The 24,227-nt window shown below is 59.1% G+C and carries 19 protein-coding genes; 7 read left to right on the forward strand and 12 right to left on the reverse strand.

The genetic code is table 11. From position 1 onward, the window contains the following. The 4 genes from ONB25_07425 to ONB25_07440 form a co-directional block, all read left to right on the forward strand. Nucleotides 1-458, forward strand: a 458-nt coding sequence (locus ONB25_07425) for a MoxR family ATPase (protein ID MDZ7392704.1), incomplete at its 5' end; no start/stop codon positions are given. Nucleotides 459-464: 6 nt separating this feature from the next. Beyond that, nucleotides 465-1,373 (forward strand): DUF58 domain-containing protein, encoded by a 909-nt coding sequence (locus ONB25_07430; GenBank protein MDZ7392705.1) that lies wholly within the window; start codon nt 465-467, stop codon nt 1,371-1,373. Nucleotides 1,374-1,419: 46 nt separating this feature from the next. Next, nucleotides 1,420-4,359, forward strand: a complete 2,940-nt coding sequence (locus ONB25_07435) for an ATP-dependent helicase (GenBank protein ID MDZ7392706.1) — start codon at nt 1,420-1,422, stop codon at nt 4,357-4,359. A gap of 4 nt (nt 4,360-4,363) precedes the next feature. After that, nucleotides 4,364-5,401, forward strand: coding sequence for a DNA recombination protein RmuC (locus ONB25_07440; protein ID MDZ7392707.1), 1,038 nt, complete (start codon nt 4,364-4,366; stop codon nt 5,399-5,401). Between the two features lie 95 nt (nt 5,402-5,496). Here the strand turns inward: ONB25_07440 and ONB25_07445 are convergent, their stop codons facing one another. Further along, nucleotides 5,497-5,907 carry a hypothetical protein gene (locus ONB25_07445; GenBank protein ID MDZ7392708.1) on the reverse strand — a complete coding sequence of 137 codons (411 nt, stop codon included), beginning with the start codon at nt 5,905-5,907 and terminating at the stop codon, nt 5,497-5,499. A 185-nt stretch (nt 5,908-6,092) separates the two neighbouring features. Between ONB25_07445 and ONB25_07450 the strand changes: the two genes are divergently transcribed. From ONB25_07450 to ONB25_07460, 3 genes are all read left to right on the forward strand, one after another. Continuing rightward, nucleotides 6,093-6,950: an RNA polymerase sigma factor RpoD/SigA gene (locus ONB25_07450; GenBank protein ID MDZ7392709.1), complete on the forward strand. Its 858-nt coding sequence runs from the start codon at nt 6,093-6,095 to the stop codon at nt 6,948-6,950. Between the two features lie 221 nt (nt 6,951-7,171). Further along, on the forward strand, nt 7,172-8,092 hold the full coding sequence (locus tag ONB25_07455; GenBank protein ID MDZ7392710.1) for a M23 family metallopeptidase: 921 nt from the start codon (nt 7,172-7,174) through the stop codon (nt 8,090-8,092). 90 nt (nt 8,093-8,182) lie between these two features. Continuing rightward, nucleotides 8,183-9,292: a hypothetical protein gene (locus tag ONB25_07460; GenBank protein MDZ7392711.1), complete on the forward strand. Its 1,110-nt coding sequence runs from the start codon at nt 8,183-8,185 to the stop codon at nt 9,290-9,292. 18 nt (nt 9,293-9,310) lie between these two features. Here the strand turns inward: ONB25_07460 and ONB25_07465 are convergent, their stop codons facing one another. The 11 genes from ONB25_07465 to ONB25_07515 form a co-directional block, all read right to left on the reverse strand. Next, complete coding sequence (locus tag ONB25_07465) at nt 9,311-9,682, reverse strand: hypothetical protein (GenBank protein MDZ7392712.1); 372 nt, start codon at nt 9,680-9,682, stop codon at nt 9,311-9,313. A gap of 48 nt (nt 9,683-9,730) precedes the next feature. Then, nucleotides 9,731-10,630 (reverse strand): isoaspartyl peptidase/L-asparaginase, encoded by a 900-nt coding sequence (locus tag ONB25_07470; GenBank protein MDZ7392713.1) that lies wholly within the window; start codon nt 10,628-10,630, stop codon nt 9,731-9,733. Between the two features lie 148 nt (nt 10,631-10,778). Then, nucleotides 10,779-11,141, reverse strand: a complete 363-nt coding sequence (locus ONB25_07475; GenBank protein ID MDZ7392714.1) for a hypothetical protein — start codon at nt 11,139-11,141, stop codon at nt 10,779-10,781. Between the two features lie 48 nt (nt 11,142-11,189). After that, a complete protein-coding gene (locus ONB25_07480) occupies nt 11,190-12,665 on the reverse strand; it encodes a sodium:solute symporter family protein (GenBank protein ID MDZ7392715.1) in 1,476 nt (491 codons plus the stop codon). Between the two features lie 51 nt (nt 12,666-12,716). Then, nucleotides 12,717-15,203 (reverse strand): phosphodiester glycosidase family protein, encoded by a 2,487-nt coding sequence (locus ONB25_07485; GenBank protein MDZ7392716.1) that lies wholly within the window; start codon nt 15,201-15,203, stop codon nt 12,717-12,719. A 34-nt stretch (nt 15,204-15,237) separates the two neighbouring features. Continuing rightward, entirely contained in the window at nt 15,238-17,646 is a 2,409-nt protein-coding gene (locus tag ONB25_07490) for a DUF5686 and carboxypeptidase regulatory-like domain-containing protein (protein MDZ7392717.1), read from the reverse strand. A 102-nt stretch (nt 17,647-17,748) separates the two neighbouring features. Then, nucleotides 17,749-18,129 carry a four helix bundle protein gene (locus tag ONB25_07495; protein ID MDZ7392718.1) on the reverse strand — a complete coding sequence of 127 codons (381 nt, stop codon included), beginning with the start codon at nt 18,127-18,129 and terminating at the stop codon, nt 17,749-17,751. Between the two features lie 42 nt (nt 18,130-18,171). Then, nucleotides 18,172-20,184 carry a dipeptidyl peptidase 3 gene (locus tag ONB25_07500; GenBank protein MDZ7392719.1) on the reverse strand — a complete coding sequence of 671 codons (2,013 nt, stop codon included), beginning with the start codon at nt 20,182-20,184 and terminating at the stop codon, nt 18,172-18,174. A 432-nt stretch (nt 20,185-20,616) separates the two neighbouring features. Further along, complete coding sequence (locus ONB25_07505) at nt 20,617-21,681, reverse strand: DUF4340 domain-containing protein (GenBank protein ID MDZ7392720.1); 1,065 nt, start codon at nt 21,679-21,681, stop codon at nt 20,617-20,619. Between the two features lie 25 nt (nt 21,682-21,706). Beyond that, the gene (locus ONB25_07510) at nt 21,707-23,482 is read right to left on the reverse strand and encodes a GldG family protein (protein MDZ7392721.1); all 1,776 of its coding nucleotides are present in this window, start codon (nt 23,480-23,482) and stop codon (nt 21,707-21,709) included. A 2-nt stretch (nt 23,483-23,484) separates the two neighbouring features. Then, complete coding sequence (locus tag ONB25_07515; protein MDZ7392722.1) at nt 23,485-24,213, reverse strand: ABC transporter permease subunit; 729 nt, start codon at nt 24,211-24,213, stop codon at nt 23,485-23,487. Between the last annotated feature and the right edge of the window lie 14 nt (nt 24,214-24,227).

A 24,227-nucleotide genomic window follows, 5' to 3' on the forward strand; every position in this document is an offset into this window, starting at 1 on the left:
TCATGTTCAGTCTTTGGGTGGATTATCCCGCTGCAGACGAGGAAGTACAAATCGTCCGGTCAACGACCAGCGCCTACAGTGCTGACCTAAGCAAGGTATTGAACGCGGCGGAGATTGTGGCCCTCCAGGACCTGGTGCGGCGCGTGCCAGTGGCCGATGCGGTGATTCGCTACGCCGTGGAGCTAGTGCGGAAGACGCGCCCAAACCATGACGGGGCACCCAAGTTCATTCGGGACTGGATAAGTTGGGGTGCCGGCCCCCGCGCCTCGCAGTACCTCATCCTCGGCGCCAAGACGCGAGCCATTTTGGACGGCCGCCCCACGCCCGACATCGCCGATGTGCGGGCAGTGACCCTGCCAGTCCTCCGGCATCGGCTGGTTACCAACTTCAATGCAGAAGCAGACGGCGTGGGCACCGAGGAGATCGTGCGCCGACTCCTAGACAGCACTGAAGCATGACCCGCCATGCCCAAGGCATCCCAAGACTATCGCCGGTTCCTGCAGCCGGAAGTCGTCTCCAAGTTGGCCACCATGGACCTGCGCGCCAGGCTCGTGGTGGAGGGCTTTATCGCCGGTTTGCACCGAAGCCCTTACCACGGCTTCAGCGTCGAGTTTGCCGAGTATCGGCAGTACATGCCCGGCGACGAGATCAAGCACATCGATTGGAAGGTCTACGGCCGCACCGACCGCTTCTACGTCAAAGAGTTTGAGGAAGAGACCAACCTCAAGTGCTACCTGCTGCTGGATGCCTCTGGTTCCATGGGCTTCACCTCCGGTGAGCTCACCAAGCTCCAGTATGCCTCCTACCTTGCGGCTGCGCTCACGTACCTGATGCTTCAGCAGCGGGATGCGGTAGGCTTAGTGACCTTTGACCAGAAGATTCGTACGTTTCTGCCGCCGCGCTCGGTGTCCAGCTACCTGCATGTTATCCTGCGGGAGCTGGACCGTGCGCGCAGTCGCAGTAAAACAAACGTCGCGGCCACCTTTCACGAACTTGCCGAGCGCATCAAGCGTCGTGGGCTGATCGTCATCTTTTCGGACCTGTTTGACGACCCGAGCAGCGTGCTGGCGGGGCTGCAACACTTCCGCCACCGCAAGCACGAGGTCATCGTCTTCCACGTCCTCGATCCACTGGAGCGCAGCTTCAGCTTCCGGCAGGACGCGCAGTTCAAAGACATGGAGACGGGCGAGACCATCAGCACCCAGCCGTGGCACATTCGGGGCGAATACAGGACCCTGGTGGAGCAGTTCGTCGACGCGTACCGAAGAGGCTGTCGGGAGCATCAGATCGATTATGTGCTGATAGACACCGCAGCGCCGTACGACCGGGCGTTGTTGGAGTATCTGCTCAAACGCCAGCGTATCGGCGGATAGGCGCACACCGTCGCAACGGAGGAAGGTCGTCACAAGGAGCCAAGCAATGCGCACCATGAGTGAGGAGGCCATCCTGGATCGACTCAACCCTGAGCAGCGGGAAGCGGTCACCTTTGGCGAAGGGCCGCTGATGGTCGTGGCCGGCGCCGGTACCGGCAAGACGCGCGTCATTACGCACCGCATCGCTTACCTCATTGCCACCAAAAAGGCTCGGCCCGAAGAGATCCTGGCCCTCACCTTCACCGACAAGGCCGCCGCCGAAATGGAAGAACGGGTGGACGTGCTGGTACCCTACGGTTTTGCCAACGTGTGGATCGGCACCTTTCATTCCTTTGGCGACCATCTGCTGCGCCAGTACGCATTCGAGCTCGGCCTGACTCCAGATTTTCAGGTGCTGGCCGAGGCCGAGCAGAACATCTTCTTCCGCCAGCACCTCTTTGCCTACCCCCTGGACTTTTATCGGCCCCTGGGGAACCCAACTCGTTTTATCTCCGCATTGCTCACGCTCTTCAGCCGCGCCAAGGACGAGGATGTGAGTCCGGAAGAGTACTTGGCCTTTGCGCAACGCCTAGCCAAAGAGGCGGAGGAACACCCAGAGGACAAGGAATTGCAGGAGCGCGCGGCCAGACAGATGGAGTTGGCGCGCACCTATGCCTGCCACCAACGGCTTTTGGCCGAGGCGGGAATGGTGGACTTTGGCGATCAGGTGGCTCTGGCGCTCAAGCTCCTCCGCGAACATCCGTCTGTGCTGCAGGACCTCCGCCAACGTTACCGGTACATTCTGGTGGACGAGTTTCAAGACACCAATTATGCCCAGTTCGTGCTGGTGAGCCTTTTGGCGGGTGCCAACGGCAACATCACTGTGGTGGCGGACGACGATCAGTCGATCTACAAGTTCCGCGGTGCGGCGATCAGCAACGTGATCAACTTTCTCAAGTCCTATCCACAGGCGCGTCTGGTGGTTCTGACTGAAAACTACCGTTCCACGCAGCAAATTCTGGATGCCGCCTACCGGCTGATCCGGCACAACGATCCCGAACGCCTAGAGGTGCAGCGAAGCATCAGCAAACAGTTGCGGGCCCAGCGCACCGATGGGGCACCGGTTATGCACCGGCACTTCGACACCTTGTCCAGCGAGGCAGACGCGGTAGCTTCTATCATCGAGCAAAAAATGAAGGCCGGCGGTTACTGCTACCGCGACTTTGCCATCCTCGTTCGGGCCAATAACCACGCCGACCCCTTCTTGCGCTCGCTCAACATGCGCGGCATCCCATTCCAGTTTAGCGGAAGCCGTGGCCTCTATAGCCGCGAGGAAGTGCGCTTGCTGGTCAACTTTTTGCGCACGTTGAGCAATCCGGATGACTCGGTGAGCCTTTTCCACCTTGCCCAATCGGAGGTCTACCAATTCCCGCCCCTTGACCTTGCGCGGTGCACTGCTTATGCCAAGTTGCGCAACATCTCGCTGTTCCAGGTCTTTGAGGCGCTGCCGCAGCTCCCGGACCTCGTCGTATCGGCGGAGGCACAGGCCACAGCGGCCCGAATCGTCGAGAACACACGCAAATTCTTGGAAGTGGCGCGCACCAACAATGCCGGTGTAGTCCTCTATCGCTTTCTGACCGAGAGTGGCCTATTGAAGCGCCTTACTAGCGCGCAGACCGTGGAAGCGGAAGTGCAAATCCTTAACATCGCCCGCTTTTTTGACATCGTGCGCGAGTTTTGTGCCATGGCCACCGAGGACCGCGTGCAGGAGTTTGTGGCCCATTTGGATGCGCTCATCGAGGCGGGCGACGATCCGCCCACGGCCCAGGCCGACACCGATCTCGATGCCGTTAACGTGCTGACGGTGCACAAGGCCAAGGGGCTAGAGTTCCGCGTTGTCTTCATGGTGAGCCTGGTGGAGGATCACTTTCCCTCTCGCGCCCGCGGGGAGGCGCTCTCCCTGCCACCGGAGTTGGTCAAAGACATCGTGCCCCCTGGCGACACGCACTTGCAAGAGGAGCGGCGTCTCTTTTTTGTGGGCATGACGCGGGCCAAAGAGGAACTCTACCTGACCAGCGGTCGCGACTACGGTGGAAAGCGACCGCGGAAAGTCAGCCGCTTCGTGCTGGAGGCCCTGGACACCGTGCGCGCCGACGAAAGCTACGAGCGCGCCTCTGCGCTGGAGGTCATCCATCGCCATGCGCCACCGGCAGAGGCGGCACCGGATCTGTCGGCGCCCATCCCCGCACACCAAATCCTCACCATCAGTCATCGGCAGGTGGACGACTACCTGACCTGTCCCCTCAAGTACAAGTACATCCACGTGCTGCGCGTGCCCCTCCTGCCGCACCACACCATCGTCTACGGCAATGCTATCCACAAGGCGCTGGAGGAATACCATCGCCGCAAGCTTGCAGGACAGGACGTGAGCGTCGACCATCTGCACGAGGCCTTTCGCCGCGCCTGGAGTAGCGAGGGCTTCCTGTCGCGGGAGCACGAGGAACAGCGCTTCGCGGCCGGCCTTAAGGCGTTGGAGCTTTATTTTGCACAAGAGGAACAGAGCGGGCTGGTCCCTGCACTGGTGGAGGAAGAGTTCAGCTTCGTCCTGGATAATGATCGCGTCACCGGTCGTTGGGACCGAGTGGACGTGAGGGACGGCGCGGTCTACGTGGTCGATTTCAAGTCCTCGGCGGTAGCGGACCAGGAGAAAGCCAACAAGGAGGCCAGGGATAGCCGGCAACTCTCCATCTACGCCCTGGCCTATCTGCAGGTCCACGGGCGGGCACCTGACTTTGTGGAACTGCGCTACGTCGAAAGTGGAGTCACGGGGCGCGCGGCCGTGAGCGAGAAACTCCTTGCTAGAGCCCAAGCGGACATCAAGAAGGCAGCACAAGGGATTCGCCTGCGGAAGTACGCCGCCACGCCGGACGAATACAATGCGTGCCCCTACTGCGCCTACAACCAGATCTGTCCGGCGACTTCCACCAACCACCCAGCTGCGGAGTGAGCACGTGTCTGCGGTCTCCCTTCTTGTCCTTGCCTGCGCCGTAGTTTTGGTGCTCGGGGCGCTGTGGGTCGTGAATGCGCGCCAGGAACGGCGCTGGCGGGAGCTCGAAAAACGCCAGCCGGACGCCTCCGCGCTCGCCATCGTTACCCAGTGGCTCCAGGACATGCGCGGGAGCTTGGAACGGAGCACCAGCCTCATGCAGCAACAGATGCAGGCGACGCAGCGCAGCATCGCCGAGCGACTCGAGGCGGCGGCACAGGCCTTGAGCATGGTGCACCACGAACTAGGACAGATGCAAGAGATCGGCCGTCAGATGCGCGAGTTCCAGGATTTCTTCCGCTCCCCCAAGCTGCGAGGAAACATCGGTGAGCAGGTCCTGCGCGACCTGCTGGAGCAAGTGCTGCCCAGGACGTGCTTTCGCCTGCAGCACCGCTTTGCCAACGGCCAGGTGGTGGACGCGGTTATCGTCAGCGACAAAGGGCTCATTCCTATCGATGCGAAGTTTCCCCTGGAGGACTATCGCCAGATCCGCGCCGCGCGCAGCGAGGAGGAAAGGGCCACGTACCTGCGCGCCTTCGTGCGCACCATCAAGCGCCACATCGAAAGCATCGCCGAAAAGTACATCGTGCCCGCCGAGGGAACAGTGGATTTTGCCCTCATGTACGTGCCCTCAGAGGCAGTCTACTACGAGATCATCGCGGGCGAACATGGGCTACTCGCTCATGCCCAGGATCGACACGTCGTGGTAGTCTCTCCCAATAGCTTCTACTTTTTCTTGCGCGTGGTGCTCATGGGGCTGGAGGGACAACGAATCGAGGATACAGCGCGACGCATCTTGCAGGCCATTGAAGGGCTGCGGCAGGATGCTGGCCGGTTAGGCGAGAGCCTACGACTGCTGAACACGCACCTCAACAACGCCCGCAGCGCCCTGGAGCGAGCCAACACCGACTTCCTCCATCTGACCGGGAAGATGGAGGCGATGCGCCAGCTCCAGGCCGCTCAGGAAATGGACCGAACTGCCCTTCCGCCACAGGAGCAATAGAGATACGTTGGGGATTGGCGGAGGGGAAAAATCCTGCCCGAAAACAAAAAAGCCCACTGATCACAGCGGGCTCATTCTCTGCAAAGCGACAATTCTTACCGAAACATAGCCTTTATGCTCCCCCACGTGTGCCGTACATTGGAGATCTGCGGGGTCACTGAGACGACTTTGTCGTAGTAGACAAAGCTCCCGTCAAAGTCGACGAGCTTCAGACGATAGTAGAAAACGTGACCCGTGGACTTGAACACCGTCCGGTCCTCGTAAACATAGTCCCGGGGCGCAGAAGAATTGCCCGCTGCCTCTACCAGGGCGACAAACTGGAAGGTCTTGCCGTCAAAGCCCCGTTCTACCTCAAAGCCCTTCAGATTGGACTCCACTGCGGTAGTCCACCGAAGTGTGACCTTGTTGAGACCGGGCTCCGCCTCGAAGCGGGAAATGACCGCGCCTCCAAAGAGCACCCCAGCAAGGACAATCGACGCTAAGGCAAGGACTACTGCAGCACGCATACGAACTCCCACGCTCGTTTATCACTGCCCTAAGATAATCATTTTCGCGAAAAAAGCAAGCACTTTTTTGACTTTTTCGCCTCTGTTGAGGGAGCGCGCCCCCAGGGAGCGAATTCGATTGACAGACTACCGCAGATTGTCTATATTTATGTTGGGCTGCAATGAAAGGCTAATGGACGGCCAGAATGCCTTCTCCTCGAAAACTGCGAATGGGCGGAGAGGCCCATTCGCTGGAACGCTATCTTCGTGAGATCGGACAAGAGCCGCTCCTTTCTCCCAACGAAGAGGTGGAGCTTGCCCGAAGGGCACGGGAGGGAGACTCGGCTGCGTTGGAACGACTCACAAGAGCCAACCTGCGTTTTGTCGTGTCCGTGGCCAAGCAATTCCAGAACCAAGGCCTTTCACTCGGCGATCTCATCAATGAAGGCAACCTGGGGCTCATCAAGGCGGCCACTCGTTTTGACGAGACCAGGGGTTTCAAGTTCATTTCTTACGCGGTGTGGTGGATACGACAATCCATCCTCCAGGCCCTGGCTGAGCAGTCTCGCATTGTTCGGCTCCCCCTGAATCGGGTAGGTGCCCTCATGCGCATTGGGAAGACTTTTTCTTTGCTGGAACAGCAGTTTGAACGTGAGCCCACGGCTCAGGAAGTGGCCGGCGTCCTGGAGCTCAACCCGTTGGACGTCACCGACGTGCTCCAATTGGGTGCCCCGCACGTCTCGCTCACGGCTCCATTCTTCCCCGACGAGGAAGGCTCTCTTGAAGACGTCATAGCGAGCCACGATATCCCCGCACCCGATTCGCCTCTCATGGCCCAGTCTCTGCGCGAAGAAATCCAGGCGGCCCTCAACGCCCTTTCGCCGCGCGAGGCCGAGGTCATCCGCCTCTACTACGGCTTTGACCAGGAGAGGGCACTGACCTTGGAGGAGATCGGAGCCAGACTGGGCCTGACGCGCGAACGTGTCCGACAGATCAAGGAGAAGGCGCTCCGCCGCCTCAGGCGCCTGGCAAAAGGGCGGGGGCTGCGCTCCTACCTGGGGTGAGCCGCTTGCCGGTAGCGATCACTGGCCATGACACAAACTGAGAAACAGACCAAAAATTTTACAGAGCCGAAATTTTTTTCTTGACAAATGAGCATTTCTTTATTAAATTGCCACGCACCCTTGCTTCAGAAACGTGCTCTCACCCATAGGAAACGCCTGGCGGAGCGCGCCAAGAGCCCCGTCCGGGCAGAGGAAGTGACAGGAGACCGAAGGAAGCACAGATGCGCGGAAAATCGATCAAGTTGATCTTCTTCTCCCTCGGGGGATCGGAGGTGAAGGAGATCAACCTCGGATGGAGACACGCAGTGCTCCTGGGGGTTTCTGCTGTTGCTCTGATGGGGCTGTTGGTGGCGGGTGTGTTGGCGGTGTTCACCGACTTTTTCCACGACGCGCGGCTCAGGAGTCTTGCCAGCGCTAACATGGCCCTCAACATCAAACTGGCCGAGATGGGGGAGCAGATCGACCGAATTCAATCCAAGATTGTCGAGCTGGAAAAAACCGACAACGAAATGCGCCTGTTCGTCGACCTAGACACTCTGGGCCGTGGTGTAAGGGCTGCGGGTGTGGGAGGATTTGCCACCGGACTTGAGTACCTCACGCCCTCGAAGGATACACCCTTGGCCACAGCTGAGGCTTCGAAAGAGCTGCTGGATGAGCTGGAGCGCCGAATGCAGCTCCTTAAGACCAGCCGCGAACAGATTGAAGCCAAGTGGCAGAGCAAGCAAGACCTTTACAATCACACCCCGTCGATCGCGCCAGTGGAAAACTATCGCGTCACTGACGTGTTTGGCATGCGACGCCACCCCTTTACCGGACGATGGGGGATGCATGAAGGGATGGACTTCGCTGCCCACCGCGGCGAACCTGTCTACGCTACTGCCGACGGGGTAGTGGTCTCTGTCATTAACGTCTACCGGCCCAACAGTGGCTATGGGAAGGAGGTTGTAATCGATCACGGCTACGGCAAGCAGACACGCTACGCGCACCTGTCCAAAACCTTGGTCGTGGAAGGGCAGCGCGTTTTCCGCTGGGACGTCATTGGTCTTTTGGGGGACACCGGACAAGCTACAGGTCCCCACGTGCATTATGAAGTGATAGTGGACGGAAAGCCGACAAATCCCAGGGACTTTATCCTCGAATAGCCATCGGCCAGCTATTTGGCAGAAACCCTTAAGGCCCACCGCACAGTGGGCCTTTTTGCTGAAAGCTGCTTCGCGCGCGACGAATCAAAGATGAAGAGCGAAAAAGAGGAATCCACCGCTGCGCGCCTTAATCCTGGCGCGCGTGAGTTTGTGAGGGACTCATCGCGGGCCTTGTGGACCCTGGCGCTGGGTGCGATGCTATGCATTTCCGCCGCATGGGCCCGCTCATCCCCTTTGGACACCTCGCATACTAACGCGCTGGTGCGGCGGGGTATCGCCTTCACGGTCATCCACCACTACCAGCAGGCCCAGGCCTGCTTCGACTCGCTGGCGACAGCCTTCCCAACCGACCCGGCAGGCCCATTCTTCCAGGCAGCGCTCTTGCACAGCCGCATGTTAGACTATGAGACAGACGAAGGACGCACCGCCTTCGCGGGACTGACCCTCAAGACCATCCGTTTGGCGTCGCAACGCATTGGCAGCAACCCTATGGACGCCTGGTCCCACTTCTTCCGAGGCGCCGCTTATGGCTATCGGGCCTTCCACGCAGCGCGGGAGGGGAGGTATCTGGCAGCCTGGCAGGACGGACAATCATGCCTCCGGGATCTTGAAACGGCCGTGCGCCTGGACTCCTCGCTCGCCGACGCCTACCTGGGTATAGGCAGTTACAAGTACTGGCGCGGGAAGCTGCTGCGCTACCTCAGTTGGCTCCCGTTCGTCCCCGAAGAGCGCGAAGAAGGGATTCGCTTAGTCCGCACGGCTATTGAAAGGGGACGCTACTCACGCCTCACTGGTCTCAGTGACCTTGCCTGGATACTGATGGACGCCGGCCACCTGGATGGTGCTCTGGCCTGCGCCCATGAAGGGCTCGCACTGGCTCCGCAAAGCCGTTTCTTCCTCTGGCCGTTGGCAGAGGCCTATTACAGAAAGAGGGACTACCGCAACGCTGTGCACTGGTACGAACAATTGCTCGCGTCGTTGCTCCAGGAGTCGGAAAACAACCATTACAACGAAATCGTCTGTCGCCTCAAACTCGCCGAAGCCTACACTGCACTGGGCGAAGAGGGGATGGCACGTCTCCACGCCCAGGCCATGCTCAACCTCCCATTAGATGAGGGAATCCGTCGCAGGGCAGGCAAGAGGTTGGCGCGAGCCCGAGCACTCTTAGAACGCTGCTCGGTCTCCGGCGATCCTCGGTAGCCTAGACGAAAAAGCGGTTCAGAAGCTGTAACGCACCCCGATTTGGTTGATGGGCTTGCCCACGAGGGTGCCATGTACTCGCTGGTAATTCACGGCCAACCTGCGCAACACATACTTCAGGACACCTGCCTCAAGGTAGTAATCGCTCACATGGCCGGGATTGAGGTGACGGTTGAAATCTGCGGTGAACTCGACCTGAAACCACCATTTGAGTTTGATCTGATTGATGGAGATAACCTGCAGGGTGTGCCCCCCGCTTGCACCCGAGTCGAAGAAGTTCTTGTACGCTGAGACATCATTCACCAGGGCACGAAAGTCGAAGGTGCGGTCTCCTGCTCCTACACGTCCAACTACGAGAAAAGAAAGCAGCACGGCGATTAGGTTGCGCATCGGTTCCTCCAGAGGGCACATCCAGTTGCTGCAGGGACGAGGTTGCGGTCAGATGCCGGTTACGATTTCGCCGCCATGGATCATGTAGGCATAGGCCATCCTGGGGGTATTAAACCCCCACCCCACTTGTCCGCGGGAGTTGATGGCGATGGCGCCGCCCAGGCCCTGCACCTTCCTGCCCAGAATGGCAATACCCTCGCGCACGGCCTCCCGGCTATCGAAGCCGGCGCCCATCAGGTCGCAGATGGTCTTGGCCAACACCACGCGCATGATCGTCTCGCCCCAGCCACTAGCCGAGACTGCTCCTGTGGCGTCGTCGGCGTAGGTACCGCAGCCTATGAGAGCAGAATCTCCTACCCTTCCCGGGGCCTTGAGAGGGGTGCCACCCGTCGAGGTCGCGGCGGCCACGTGGCCGTGCCAATCGATGGCCACTGCCCCGACTGTGCCTCGAGGTGGACGTTCGAAGAAGCTTCTGGTAGGTTGGTGCCTTTGGCGACGCAAGCTTCGGTAACGTTGCAGTTCCCGCTCCACCACCAGCTCCTCAGGCGCGCAGAGGGCGATGCCCTGGCGGGCGGCGAACTGCCAGGCACCTTCCCCCACGAGCATAGCATGGGAGCCCTGCTCCATGACGGCACGGGCAAGGACTATGGGGTTACGGACAAAACGGACGGCGGCCACTGCCCCCGCCCGCAACGTCGCACCGTCCATGAGCATGGCATCTAACTCCACCTCGCCTGCGGCATTGAGGGTCGCGCCATATCCGGCATCAAAGGTGGGGTCATTTTCCATGACCGTTACCGCGGCCTGCACCGCATCCAGGGCGCTCCCCCCTTCATCCAGCACTTCCCAACCGGCCGCAACAGCCTTGCGACATCCCTCCCGATGCGCCTTCACCTCCTCATCGGGGATGTCCCATGCACCTCCATGTACAATGATCGCAGGTTTCACCACACGCTCCTCACGGCGGCATCATGCCTCTGACTAACTCTAATCACAGTCACTCGCTCAGGCTCGGCTTTTCTCCTCCTCCACAAGCTCAGGCCCACGCGAGCCGGATTCTCCACCCGAGCCAATCCATCAGTACTCTTGTGCCCTTTCAAGGCCCCGCCTGTGGCCCCACCTTGAAAATGAACGTGGCAATCGCCTCGATGAGCAGCGCGTACACGATGCCCATCACCACAAAGGCGAAGGCGGTTCCCGCGCCCAGTGCCGGGGCATCTAAGAAAGGAACAGCCAGAGGAAGGCTGAAAATGAGCCCCATGACTAGGGCATGCAGCCACCATGGTATCCGCAACCCGCTGCCTCCTAAGGCCCACCCCATGGCTGTTCTACTCAAGATTACACCGAGACCCAGTCCCGTGCTGAGCAATGGGTATTTGGTGCTCAGCATACCCCAACAAACAACCCCAAAGACGCCCCCCAACACTGTGCAAAGCACAAGGCGCTTCTTGCTCACCATGACTACAAACTCCTGCAAAGTCCTTTCTGCATCGTGCCTGGAGCCGGCTTACTTTTGCTTCGGGAAAAGCTTAGCAAGGCTTTCCTCGCTCGGGGGAGGGGTAAGTAGGCTCCCCACTATCAGGCCCAGCAGCGAAGCAAGAAATGCCGGATAGATGCTGGGAATCCCCCAAGGGTCACCTCCTCGAAGTACAGATGGGAAGGCGTATGGCACCACCACCTCCAGAGCCAAGGCAACGACCGCGCCAGCAACGATGGAAGCGACGCCACCCGCTTTGTTTGCGCGCCGCCAGGCCAGCGCAGCAACCAGTGCGGGGGTGATGGCAACTCCGTACATGGTGTAGGCAAAGTACGAGTACTTCAACACAGAGATGGGTAAATGCAATACCGTGGGGACGAAGATCATCAGAAAAGCGCATAGGCCCAAGATGACGATGAATGTCTTTTGCAGCGCCACCATGCGCGCCTGGGGCGCATGCGGGTTGACAAAGCGCTGGTAGATGTCGCGCATAATGCTCGTCGTGGGCGAGAGGAGGTAGTTCATGCCTGTGGAGATGACCACTGCGCACGCAGCAGCCAGCAGCAGCAACCCCACCGGCGCCGGCACCATGTGTCTCGCTGCCTGCAACACTACCGACGCCGGATCGATGTTCTTGCCCCAGAAGTAAGTCGCCCCATAGATGGCGATTACTACCACGACGGTCTCTACCACGATGGTGCCGAGAATCCAGAAGATGACCGCCTTGCGCGCCTCCCGCGCGCTCCCTGCGCTGTAGAACTTTTGGTACATGCTCTGAACCCCCAGCAGAAGGAGCATCGTGGCTAGACAGTAGCTGATTGCCTTCAGCGCCGGATATTGCCCAAAGTCCGGGGAAAAAACTGCCATGTGGCCTGGTGGGAGGGTCTGGGCCGCACTGGACCACCCCCCTGCGGCCGCCACCGTAAACGGCGTGGCCACGCAGCAGGCCACAACGATGATAATCCCGTTGGGCAGGTCTGTATGCGCCACGGCAACCATTCCCCCAAGGCCGACGAAGAGGATTACAAAACCCGCGGCGAGGGCCTGTCCCACCTCCACACTCACCCTGCCATCGGTCACTACGTTCAGGATATAGCCGCCCGCCCTAAACTGGTAGGAGACGATCGTGGTAAAGGCAATGATCAGCGCAATCGCCCCAAAGAGTCGCGCAAACTTGCCATAGCGCTCCTCGAGAATATCGCCCACCGTGTACTGGCCAAAGGTGCGAATCTTGCCGGCCAAAAAGTAGATGATGGCGATTCCGACCCAGGCCCCTGCGGGGAGCCAAAGGGAGCTCCACCCTGCTTTGTAGGCATACTCGGCGCCGGCAATGAACGTGCCTGAGCCGATCCAGGTGCAGACGAGGGTGAAGACCATTTTGGTGGTGTTCAGGCTCCGCCCCGCCACCATCATGTCCTCCTGCGTCTTCACCCTTCCTGCCCGATAGAAGTTGAGCACCGTTAGGACAATGAGATACCCAAGGATGACGTACAGATACCAGACCATTCCGTGCCCTCCAATTGGTGTGCACTGCTTTCCAGGTGGCCAAGTCTTCCCTTAGCGAATGAGAATCATCTTTCGGTTTTGCATCTCACCGGCACCGATAAGCCGATAAAGATACACTCCGCCGGCCAGATTGCTCCCGTCGAAGCAGACCCGGTGCTGCCCAGGTGCCAATTGCTGGTCCAAGAGGGTGCATACTCTTGCCCCCAGAGGATTGATTACTTCCAATCTTACCCGGCCCTCGCGTGGCACGTCGAAACAGATTTCTGTGCTCGGGTTGAAAGGATTGGGGAAATTCTGGTACAGCCGAAAGCTCTGGGGCAACGCCCCGCCACGGGGTGGCTCCACCGCCGTCTCCAGGTAGTGAGCGGTAAAGTCATCGAAGTAGAGGACACCGCTATCCTTGCGGCTGTCATTGGTTTCGGCCAGGTAGATACGCTTCCAGGTGATGGGAAACGTGAGCACAGCAGCCGGATTCCCCCAGTGGACGATGACGCTGTCCATGGACACGCGCAAGTAGCGCCAGGTTCCTGCCCAATCGATGCCAGGGGTGGCCTCTGTGAAGTTAACCAGGAATTTCTCACCATCGGCGTCGGTGAATTCGCCCCGCAACCAGTGGCCTTTGCCGTCACCGAAGACATGGATTCCCACGGCGATGGGCGTGCCAGATAGCGGAATCGAGCACTCCATGTAGAGGGCGCTTGTCCCGCCGGTGCTCAGCTGGTAGGAGAGGCGCGCGGAGGTGGGTGGCGAAAAGGCCACCGCACTATCCAAGGCAAGACTACATGCCGGAAGATTAACGCGCACGCCGGTCAAGTTCCACCGTGCCAAAGAGCTAAAGTCTTCTACAATCACGTCCGTGGGCAGACCCACGTACACATGAGCGGTACCCACCACACTGCCGTACGCCGCCCTTATTTCCCCCTCCCCCTGCTTGGTGGCTGTGAACACACCTCCTTGAGTGATTGTGCCCACATCCCCTACCACTGACCACTGATAGTCGCTAGCCTGGAGACTGACCGGGTTTCCGAAACTGTCTGTGGCGCGCGGGGTCATCGTCTGCTTCTGCCCCACGCGCAACACCACCGGATTGGGAGTCAACGTTATCTGCGCGACCCTGGTGATATGCACCCGTGCCGAATCCCGTACCCCGCCTGCGCTTGCGTACACGTACCCCACCGTGTCGTAGAGCCCAGCCACAAACTGCCCCTGTGCATCGATGGCACCAATCCATGGGTCGCAGCTCCAGTTGACTGTGCCTGCCGGCAAGGAAACAGGGTTGTAGTACTCATCAAAGCCTTCCACTGTGAAGCGAAGTGTACCTTCCGAAAGGAGAAAGGCTTCGGGCGGCGAGATGCGCAAAAGATGCAAAGGTCCGGTTGGCGCGCTGCTGACCACCAGCAGCGCGTTGGCTACCGGCCGTTCGCTGCCGTCCGATGGACTGTTCACCACACGCCCACGGACCACCATCGTGGTGGAGCCGCCGCCGTCCAGGTTGACCGCCTCATGAATTCCCCATTCGCGCATGTACTCAGCAAGTTCATAGAGCGACATGCCCACGCTGTACCCTGCCTGCCGCCCATCCACGGTGACAAAGAATAGCCTGGTCGAGTCAGCCGAAAAGCCGACTGCCGTGCGGGGATGACGGTCGGTGGCGAAACTCCTATTCGTAAGACCCTCCTCACTCCACTCGACCGACACGGCGCCATTACGAATAATACGGGGCACTCCCCCTACCAGCTCAATGATCCTTTGGCGCGTGGGCGGCAGGCGGAGGACCACCGCCACCGTGTCCCCGACAAACACGTGAGCGTTGAGAAAGGCTGCCGCCTGCCCGTGCCCTGAGAGCACTACACCGTTACGCGGAATGGGTGCATTGCCATGGCCCGCAGCCATCACGCTATCCTTGGCCGTCGCCACGAGCCAAACCGTATCGTTCACCGCGCAGCTGAGGCTGAGGTACTGAGCGACCACCTCAGTTCCCCAGTAGTTGGTACCCGTGGTGCTTCCGCGGAAAGAATTGTACACGATAAGCTCGTCGGTGTCCCTGCTTTCGTTCACTCCGTGAATAACCTGCTGTTGGCCTTTCGCGACCAACGTCCCGGTGAAGGAGACCACGTCAATGAGTGGTCGGCGCTGGTCTGTGTAGGCGAACACGGAGCGGCTTACCGGTCGCTTGACCAGCACACCCTTCACCACTTGTGCCCCGACAGGTGTGCCATCGGTCTGCCAAAAGTCGGCATTCATGGCTCCCACTACCCGGTGAGCCTCGCGGTCATTGCGGGCAGCCATGGCGGAGGTCAGCTCCCTCCCCCCAGGCAAGAGGTCGTTGGACTTGATGCTCTCAATGCTGACCCAGGGGTTGGTCAGATCGATTTCCAGCACGTGAAAGTGCCATGGGCCAGCGGAACGGAATTCGTGGTGATGTACCACCCCAGGCCCAACCGGCGTGCTCTCCTTCCAGTCCGCACGCGCACTGCCGGCCAGTACTGCCACTGCGACCATAAAGATCGTCACACGCGTTGTGTCATGCATCCGCATAGACCTGCACCTCACTGTTGTATTTTTGCTTTCCTTAGTACAGGCGCGCCAACCCCAGGCCGATGCTCCACCCGCGCTGATCGAGCCTCCAACTCACGTCACACCGCCCCACGCCCAGCAGTCCCGTGAGCGACAGGCCGATTTCCTGATGAAACCTGGCCGGGACGCGCGACTGCGTCTGTGGAAACTCTGACATTCCCGCACCCCATGTCCTGGCCGTAGCCCCGTGCAGTACGACGCCCACGCCTTGCACCACGAGCCACCTCAAACCCACTAGTTCGAAGGGCAAAGTGCGGAAATTGTGCTCCCAGAAAAGCCCCAAATACTTCCTGCCATGGTACCAGCCCTCCAGCGTGCGCAGCACGCCAAAGGGAGCGAGAAAGGCCATCCGTCCTTCAACCGTCCCCAATCGTTGCACCGGGGCATGCCCTTGGATGAGGCCCCCCAGGACCACGATATCAAGGCGATTGGGAAGCATGCGCCGGCGCAGGAAAGTGGGCGTCCCAAACACTGCCCGAAAACGATAGCTGACGAACGAAAAATCGCTGCCGAAGAACCCTTGTCTGCACTGTTCCATCTCCACTTCGGCGCCGCGCTGCGCGATGATGCCCCACGCCGAACTGGGATCTCCAACCCGCAGGTTTAGGCGAAGCAGTCCCAGTCGACCCTCTTGTACCGGCGGATTTAGGGTTGCCTCCTCCCTCCTTCGGAACAGCGAAAACCCTGTACACGCGCGAGCCGACCGATCCCTTTCGGCACCGATACCCACTTGCATGCGCAAATGCCACCGAGGGACGCGGCTCTCCAGCGAAATCCCCGTCTTGGAAAGCCAAAAGTAATCAAAGTACTCCCGCGGCCCCATGATACTGAGAACGGAATGGAGCACCTGCGGGTACACGCTCAGCCCTGGTCTTGAGACCACATCGTGCATATGCTGCACGGACAGACGATGGTTCTTGGCCAGCTGCACTCCAAGACCAAGTGCGTATGACCACTTGTGTGGCCCAGTCTTGTACCCGGCCGCAGTCTGCGCTTCCCATCGCTTTGCCAGGCGAAGAGCGTACCTCGCACCCAGATGGAGCGCCTCTACACGATTGAACCGTAGGTCCGGGGCGAAATGGATGAGCCTCCTTTTGCTGCCCCCACTCTGGGCTTCTGCAGGGCGGGCGCCATCATCTTCCACCCGCACCGAGGTCTTGACCAGCCTGGCCAGTGGCCCCTTGGGACGATACATACGCGACAGCGTCCAGGTGCTGTCCACGCGCTCGTAGGCGACCAGTTCAGGTTCAGTGAGTGGGACAGCCCGTACACCATGGGCCAGAAGCGTATCCTGGCGCACGGCTACCGAGTCCACCGATACAACGCGGGGCCTGGCATAAAGGGTATCAGGCAGGGGTACATTGATTTGGTAGTCGGCCAGTCCCACGAGCCGCTCATACATTATGTCTGGAAGGTAGAGTCCGGGCACTCCCACGCGCAGCGTTCCCCGCTCATAAGCGTCCACGGGGAGCCAAAATTCCCGCTCGAAACTACCAAAGTGTTGCTGATGCCGCACCGCCCATTCCTGCACCGGGAAGGGCAACGGCAAGGTACCCAGAGGCCGGAGATCCACCGCAATCAGCGCATACACGGAGTCCAGGACCGAAATCGTTCCCTCAAAACACGGCTGCAATTGGCCTTTAGGCTTCACGGCAATGTCGAACACCACCAAACGATCCACCCCCCTCGTGCCCTGCAGGTGGAACTGGTAGTAGTCCAGGGCATCAGGGTGGGTCACGCCCACAAACCTGTTTCCCAGCACTTCCACGTCGTCGTCATAGAAGTTGGGGAAACCCATGGCGAAGATCGTTGCCGGCGCCGGCACGTTCTTTGTCTGGCGCCGCGAGCGGACAATTTCCCGCACGCCCCGATCTCGGTCCCAAAACAGGCGGGAGGTGCTTTCCATCACCATCACCACCGCCGTATCATTAGCCACGGACAGGCGTGAATAGGCTTCGGCGGCGAAAGTGCGCACCTGGCTGCGCCAGTGCTGTTTGCGGCGGATCACCTCGCGCATGATGGCCACCGCCGGGTCCTCGCCCGTCACCACCACCGGCGGCAATTCCACAAGTACCGGCTCCAGATCAAAATTCACCTGCTCCCCGGTGTGGGCGGTCACCGCCAGGCCCTGGGAGCGATAGCCGATGTAGCGTACCCTGAGCGTGGCTGGCACAGACGGGATCTCAAGCACGTACTCGCCCTGAGAGTTAGTGGTAGTGCCGCGGTAAGTCCCTTCGACCCAGATGTTTGCCAGGGCCAATGGCTGTCCAGTGCGCGCATCACGCACGGTGCCGTGAACCCTTGCCCCCTGCGCGCTCACGCGCGATACCACGTTCGACTCGAGCAGGAGCACCAGCCACAACGCTGCCCACCGCTCGACAAACCATCCTCTGCGACCCACCACGATGACCTCGGAACGGCTGTGACCACAGAAACTGACTTGATCAGCCCCATCAAGAAGATGCCCAGCTCCGGCTCAGGCGTTGAGAAAGAGAGGTTCGTGGCCTTACTGACCACGGTTTTGCTGGGAACGGGCCGATCGGGCGAGACGGCCTAACATTCTCCCCACCTCCTCCGCCAAATTCCACAACGCTTCATAGTCTTTCAGAAACCCGAGGTCACGGGTCAAAATCAGGTAGTAGCGAGTACGCTCCAATGCCGCAAGGCTCTGGTTGTACAGGTGGAACTTCTCCGGTTGAACCCGGCTGCGAAACCCCGCAGCGATGTTTGCAGGTACCTCAGCAGCCGCATGCCGCAGCGTTGCGCCAAGGGCATCACGCTCCTCTTTGGGGAACTTTTTTGTGGCCCTGTACACGTCCATCGCGAGCTGATGGCTCTTTTGCCAGACAACGAGGTCCTGAAACGTGAGTCGTTTCTCTTGTTCCATAGCCGCCACCTTCAGGTTAGGGTGCGCGCCGCATTGGGCCTCCTACCGCGTCACGTATCCGGCATAGCCCAACATCTGGCGCTGCAGATCACAGGGATAGGTCACCAACACGTCGATGGGATTGCCTTGTGCGTCGGTGACCAGGGACAACTCAGGATTGACGTAGGCCGTGTAGGTAGGAAGGTCTAACGTGGTGCATCGCGCCACCACTTCGTCACGCAGGGTGGGGTCAAAGACGCTCCCGTAGGTCGTCACAAGCTCTTTTGCAGCTGCATAGTCCCCTTGCGCCTTGATCCGCATGATCTCCGCCAACAGACGCCCCACTCCCGCGCGCATCGCCTGGTAGTCAGCAACCCGCTGGTAGCTCCTCCCCCCCTTTCGGACCAGGAGCACTGCCCCAGTCGTTTGCCGCAGGTAGCTCACAATGAGATGCGCGGCTCGATCGTGGTCTTCCTCGATTGTGGTGGCGTACGGGTAGAGGCGAAGCAGGATCAAGTCATCGCGCACATAGTCGTCATAGGCGGCCTTGCCCACCTCCTGACTATCGGAGACCATGCCGATTTCCACCAACTTGGGATCGAAAATGTTCCACAGGGCCATCAAGTCAGCGCGAGCTTCCTCTAGGGTTGAGTAGTATTCGCGCAAATAATCAGAAGGGTCGCCGGCCAGTTTCGGGTCAACCTTGCCGCTCCCATGGCCGACGATTTCGTGCAGGGCCAAAACGGCATCTGCCGCTTCGTCCCCGTAACGCTTGGCCCGTACAAGCTCTGCCCGCGTGGCGCAGAACTCGCGTAGCAACGCATCCGACTGTGCCTTGCGCCGTGCCGCTATCAGGTTTTGCAGGGTGATGCTTTTGCTCCCATGCTGTTCTCGAATCCACTGCTCATTAGGCAAGTTAATCCCAGCCCACCCTATCGGCCCTTGATCCCCAGTCTGGGTCAGCACTTTGATCGCATTCGCCACAGGCGGCTGCACGCCCTGCTTCTTGTAGGCGTCCTCCCACGGGGCCCGATCCTCGAAATACTGCGCGGAGGCAGCCAGTGCATGCATTCTGGCCGTGGTCTGTTCATCGACAAAAAACACAATCCCTTCCCAAGCCCCCTTCACGGAGCGCGGGTCCAAATAGGTCTCCACAAAACCGTTGATGGTGTCCACCAAGGGGTTGTCGCGAACCCAAATGAGGTAGAAATTGTGAAACTGGCGCAGGTCGCCGGTGCGGTAGTAAGAGATCAGGTGCCGGAGTGCCTGCTGTTGGGCGCCCTCCGCCACTGCTGCCGCCCGCTCCAAATTCTCGACTACCGCCGCCAACTGACTGGCGTAACGTCCCGGAGGAATACTGTCAGTGCCGATGCGGTAAACCTCTTCGATAAGTCTGCCGTCCCTTTTGACCAAGCGCGAGTTTAGGGGATACCGCTCTTCGAAGCTTTCCACCTCAGCCAGTGTCACTCCTTCATAAAGATTGTTCGCGCTCGCCGTTAAGATGTCTTGCCCTTGGGGAGGCGTCTTGTTGGTCTTGTAAGGCTCGTACTGAGGGTCAAACATGGAGGCGCGAAGACGGGCAAGGAGACTGTCCACTGACTCGCCCTCCCTGCATGGAAGCGAGCCGCCGTTGCGCACCGCGATCTCCGCCGCGTGCCGAAGTTGCTCAGGCGTAAAGTCAGGCACAAACTTGACAAAAGACCTGGAGTAGTAGTGACCGTTGTTGATCCAAACCAGCTTGGCATAATGCACAATCTTTGCCAGCAGGTCTCGGTCGATCCCCTCGGCGTGGGTGATGATCTCCTCCATCAGGCGGCGAATTGCCAGGGCGTGGCGGTGATTCTGGTCATACATGATGTCCCTGCCGGCAATGGCGGCTTGACAAAGATAATAGGCAAGTAGCTTTTGCCGCAAGGGGAGACGCTCAAAGCCATCCGCGTACATTTGCACAACCTGCGTGTTGCCCACCCGTTCGAGAAAGTAGCGACGCTCCTGGCTTCCGCACGCCAAGAGACACGCAGCGAGCGACACAAACCCAAGCCAACCTATCCGCGCGGTAGCCATTCTCCTTCCCATGTGCATCCCTTCCACGTCTTGCCGACTAAGTGGAACGATGCCGCAAAGCTCGCCTCTCATGAGTCGCACGCCACAGAGAGGAGCTCATCGGCCCCCCAGCCCGAATGAGACGAATGGACGTTTTCGCATTCACGTCACAGTGACCTGCAGAGTTGCTGTGCCATGAGATAGCCTATGCCGACGATGGCAACTTTGCGCTGCGTAAGATACGCAATCCTGCCTGCAAATGCAACTGGTTTTTGTTTCCCCATTCCTTGTGATCTTTCCCGAAAGGTTAGACAGAGGTGGCCTTGAACCCAGCCCCGTGGGTCGTCCCTCCCGCGGGCCGCTGAACGAGGGCCTCGCAACCCGGTCTGACCAATTGGCGGGGGCGACACCAAAAAAAACGCCCTCCCATGCTATGTGCTGGGAGGGCTTTGGCAACCGAATCTGTCAAGCCTTAGCGACTTTCTTTGGCAACTCGTCGATCCACTTCAGCAAAGCGTCGTACTTGGTCTTGGCCACCTTGTACACCAGGTGATCATACTGAACGTACATGAAATACCCTTTGTCCTTCTCGAACTCGCGTCCGAACAACACGTTGTACCGCGAGGGATCGTTCTGTTTCATGAACACCATGAACATGCGCGGGCGGTCCACCTGGTAGCGACTCTGCTTGCCCAAGTCGGCAAGGGTGTTGCCAATGTTGTCGACCACCTCCTGAGCGTAGATGTAAGTCACATCCCCTAAGAAGCGGTCTACCTCTTTTTGATCCAGCTTCACCCGCCGACCTACACGCTCGAGCACCCACTCGTACTCTTTCTTGGCCGCTGCCGAGTCGGAACTCGTCGTTGCGGATGCCTTTTCCACGCGGCGGATGACCAGCTCCTTGCCGCTGCTCACCAATGCCACCAGCTCGAGTTCCTTCTTGTCCAGCTTCACCGCAGTCAGGTCAACAAACGAGTTGTCGTTGAACCGAGACAGAGTGTCGAGCTCCCCATACACGGCCAGGGAAGACAGCAGGTTCTTGTCCACCGCATAGACCTTTTCTCGGTCGGCAAAACGCACGAAACCGCTGTTGTAGTCTTCCCCCCTCTTGCCGACGATCAAATTGGCTAGAGGCTTCTGTGCCGCGTCCTTGAGGATGACGTGGACGCCCTGGTCATCGCCAACCTGGAATGTGGCAAAGTGCTTGGGGTCAGAGGTACGCACCCTCCCCGTCATCTCTATCATGTCGTCGATAATGCGGTGGACGCTGTATTCCCGCGCCTTGGCATTGAAGCGAGTAGGAATGTACCATTGCTTGTCCTTCTTGACGAACTCCATGCGGATCTCGCCCCCCTGGGTCTGCTTGTAGACCTCAATGGCGGCCACGTCGTCCCGGCTGACGCCGATGACCACGTTTTGTTGGAGCTCGTCCACATTGACTGTCTTCATGCGCGGCTTGGTCACGAAGAAGAGGAGCAGGAGCGCGCAGAAGACCCCGCCAAGCACGTACAATTGCTTCTCTTTCATCATATCCATTCCCTCGTTGCTTTCCCGCTCACTTCATCTTACGTCTCATGGTCAGGAACACCCCAAGGGCCACAAACCCCAGTGCAGGGAACCAGACGACAAAGAACTTGGCCAGTGACTTGCCAAAGGCACTGGTCTCTTTAATGCGGCGCGCCTCGATGTTCTTTGCCCTGATGTGAATGAGCTCGTCACCCAGGGTGAGCGCGTCCACGCTGTTGAGGAGCAACGCCTTGTGACTGTCCACAGCCCTGAGCACGTCGTCTTTGAACATATTGCTGCACCCGTAGGCGATGATCTTGTTCGGGGTTCCGGGCCCGGTGATGAGCGGCGCCGCGCTGCTATCCACGCCAGAGCCTTCGCTGGGCCACTTGGGCGGCGGCTGCTCCGCATAGCGCGAAGAGAATGTCCCTTCGATGAGTACTCCCAACGGTTGCCGCCGCAGGAAGTCACCAGAGGCAGGCTCTGAGGTGTCCACAGGCCGGTAACCGAGGCTCTCGGTGGTCCAGCTATGGTTACTGGAGGTGAAGAGCACCGTTGCCTTGAGATTGTCTTTCTTCAGAATCTCGTCGAACAGATTGAGCTTAGTTCCGTACATGTAGAATAGCTCGGTGATCTTGTTTGCCACGGAAACGCGGTCGTTGATGTTCTCCTGGTTCACCTTGATGATCACCGGTTTGCTCACCGGCTCGTACCGCTGCTCTTGGATCTGGAAAATGCCCATGCGTCGGGTGCGATAGGTGGGCACTTGGACGAACGCGGCACTCCGGTCCATGAAAATCTTGCTGTCAATCTCAAAACCGTAGTTCTTCACTAACCCATTGATGTTGATGCGCGTAGGCATGGCCTGGACGTCGAACGAGCCTGGCGCCCCGCCACGCGAGGGGTAGATCTGGTAGTTGTACATTTGTCCTGCCAACACCAGCCGCACCCCTTTGTGCACAAGGCGGTCGATCTCGTAGAGCTGACGCTCGGTGAGCGGCTCGTCCACCATCAGCACCATCGTCTGGATCCCGCCCGGGATGGTGTCGTCCTTGGTAATGTTGGTGCGCACCACGTCGTAGCCTGCATTCCTCAGGAGTTCCACCGCCATGTTGTAGGGGTCAGGAGGAGCCTGCTGGAATTGGCGATACTGCTCCGGGTACTCAGGCTGGCTGGGGAAGAATCCCACCTTTGGGCGCTTGGTGGCGATGAGCTTGAAAATTCGCGACACGATCTCATACTCTAGGCTGCCGAACATTTCGGGCCGTACCTCCTCGATCACGTCTTCCTTGCGGTCGAGGTAGGAGAGCACGAGTGAGGAGTAGATGCGTTTCACGGCAAATTCGTCGCGCTCCGCGCTCTGCACACCGAACGGGACTACCCCTTTTTCCGCGAGGCGCTCCGCGATACGCTTTCGCTGCACTGGCTTGGCTGCCTCACCCTTTTCCTCCTTCTCCTTGGCGCGACGCTCCTCGAAGGCCTCCCGTTCTTCTTCTGCCGAGGGGTCAAATACCTTGTAGGTCACTCGTCCCTTGGAGGCAAGCTTCAGCTCCTCGAGCTTGTCGATCACGTCGCGCTCCAAGTTTTTCCACTTGGTCGGCATCTTCTCGGAGGAGGAGACGTAATAGGTAATCTCGATAGGCGCCTCCAGGCGCGAGAGTATCTTCTCCACTGACGGAGAGAGCTTGTACACCTGCTCCGCAGTCAAATCGAATCGACCCAAGTTGAGGTTGTCAAAGACCATAATGACCAGGAGGGCGATACCCACCAGCAGTGCCGACCCGATGAGAAAGGTCCTGATGAACAGTTTGCGTAGGTTCTTCATGGCTAGTACTTTCTCCCATCAAGGTACTTAATGTTCAGAACGATGAACAGGGCACTCAAGGAGAGGAAGTAGACAATGCTCCTAATGTCGATAACCCCACGCGCGATGTCATTGAAGTGGCGTGTCACACCCACGTAGCTATACAGGAAGTCGCCAAGACCTGGGAGCCACCCGTCAATGACCATCGGCACGTACTGCCAGCCTATGAGGGCGAAGAAGCCACACACCAAGCTGGTGATGATCAGAGAAACGATCTGGTCGGCAAAGAAGCCGGAAATGAAGATGCCAATCGCAAGGTAAAAAGCGCCGAGCAGCACCGAGCCAAAATAGCCGCCAATGATGGGTCCAAAGTCTGGTTTGCCCAAGAACAGGAGCATGATGGGGATGGCCAGAGTGCCAGCCAGTGCCACCAGGTAGAAGGCCAGCCCGGCCAAGTACTTGCCCAGCACCACATGCTCGGCCTTCATGGGCAAGGTGAGCAACAGCTCGATGGTGCCCAGCTTCTTCTCCTCTGACCACAGGCGCATGGAAATGGCAGGGATAAAGATCAGCGCCAGGGTGACCGGCAAAGCGGAAAAGAAAGCCCGCATGTCCGCATTGCCGAAAAAGAAGAAATGAAACATGTACAGTCCGCAATTGAGGATGATGAAGATGATGCTAAAGACATAGGCGATGGGTGAGTAGAAGTAGGCGGCGAATTCGCGCTTGAAGATAATCCAGACGTCTCTCATGCTTCGCCTCCCTT

This window comes from candidate division KSB1 bacterium (assembly GCA_034506335.1).
Lineage (GTDB): Bacteria > Zhuqueibacterota > Zhuqueibacteria > JANLFK01 > Oleimicrobiaceae > Oleimicrobium.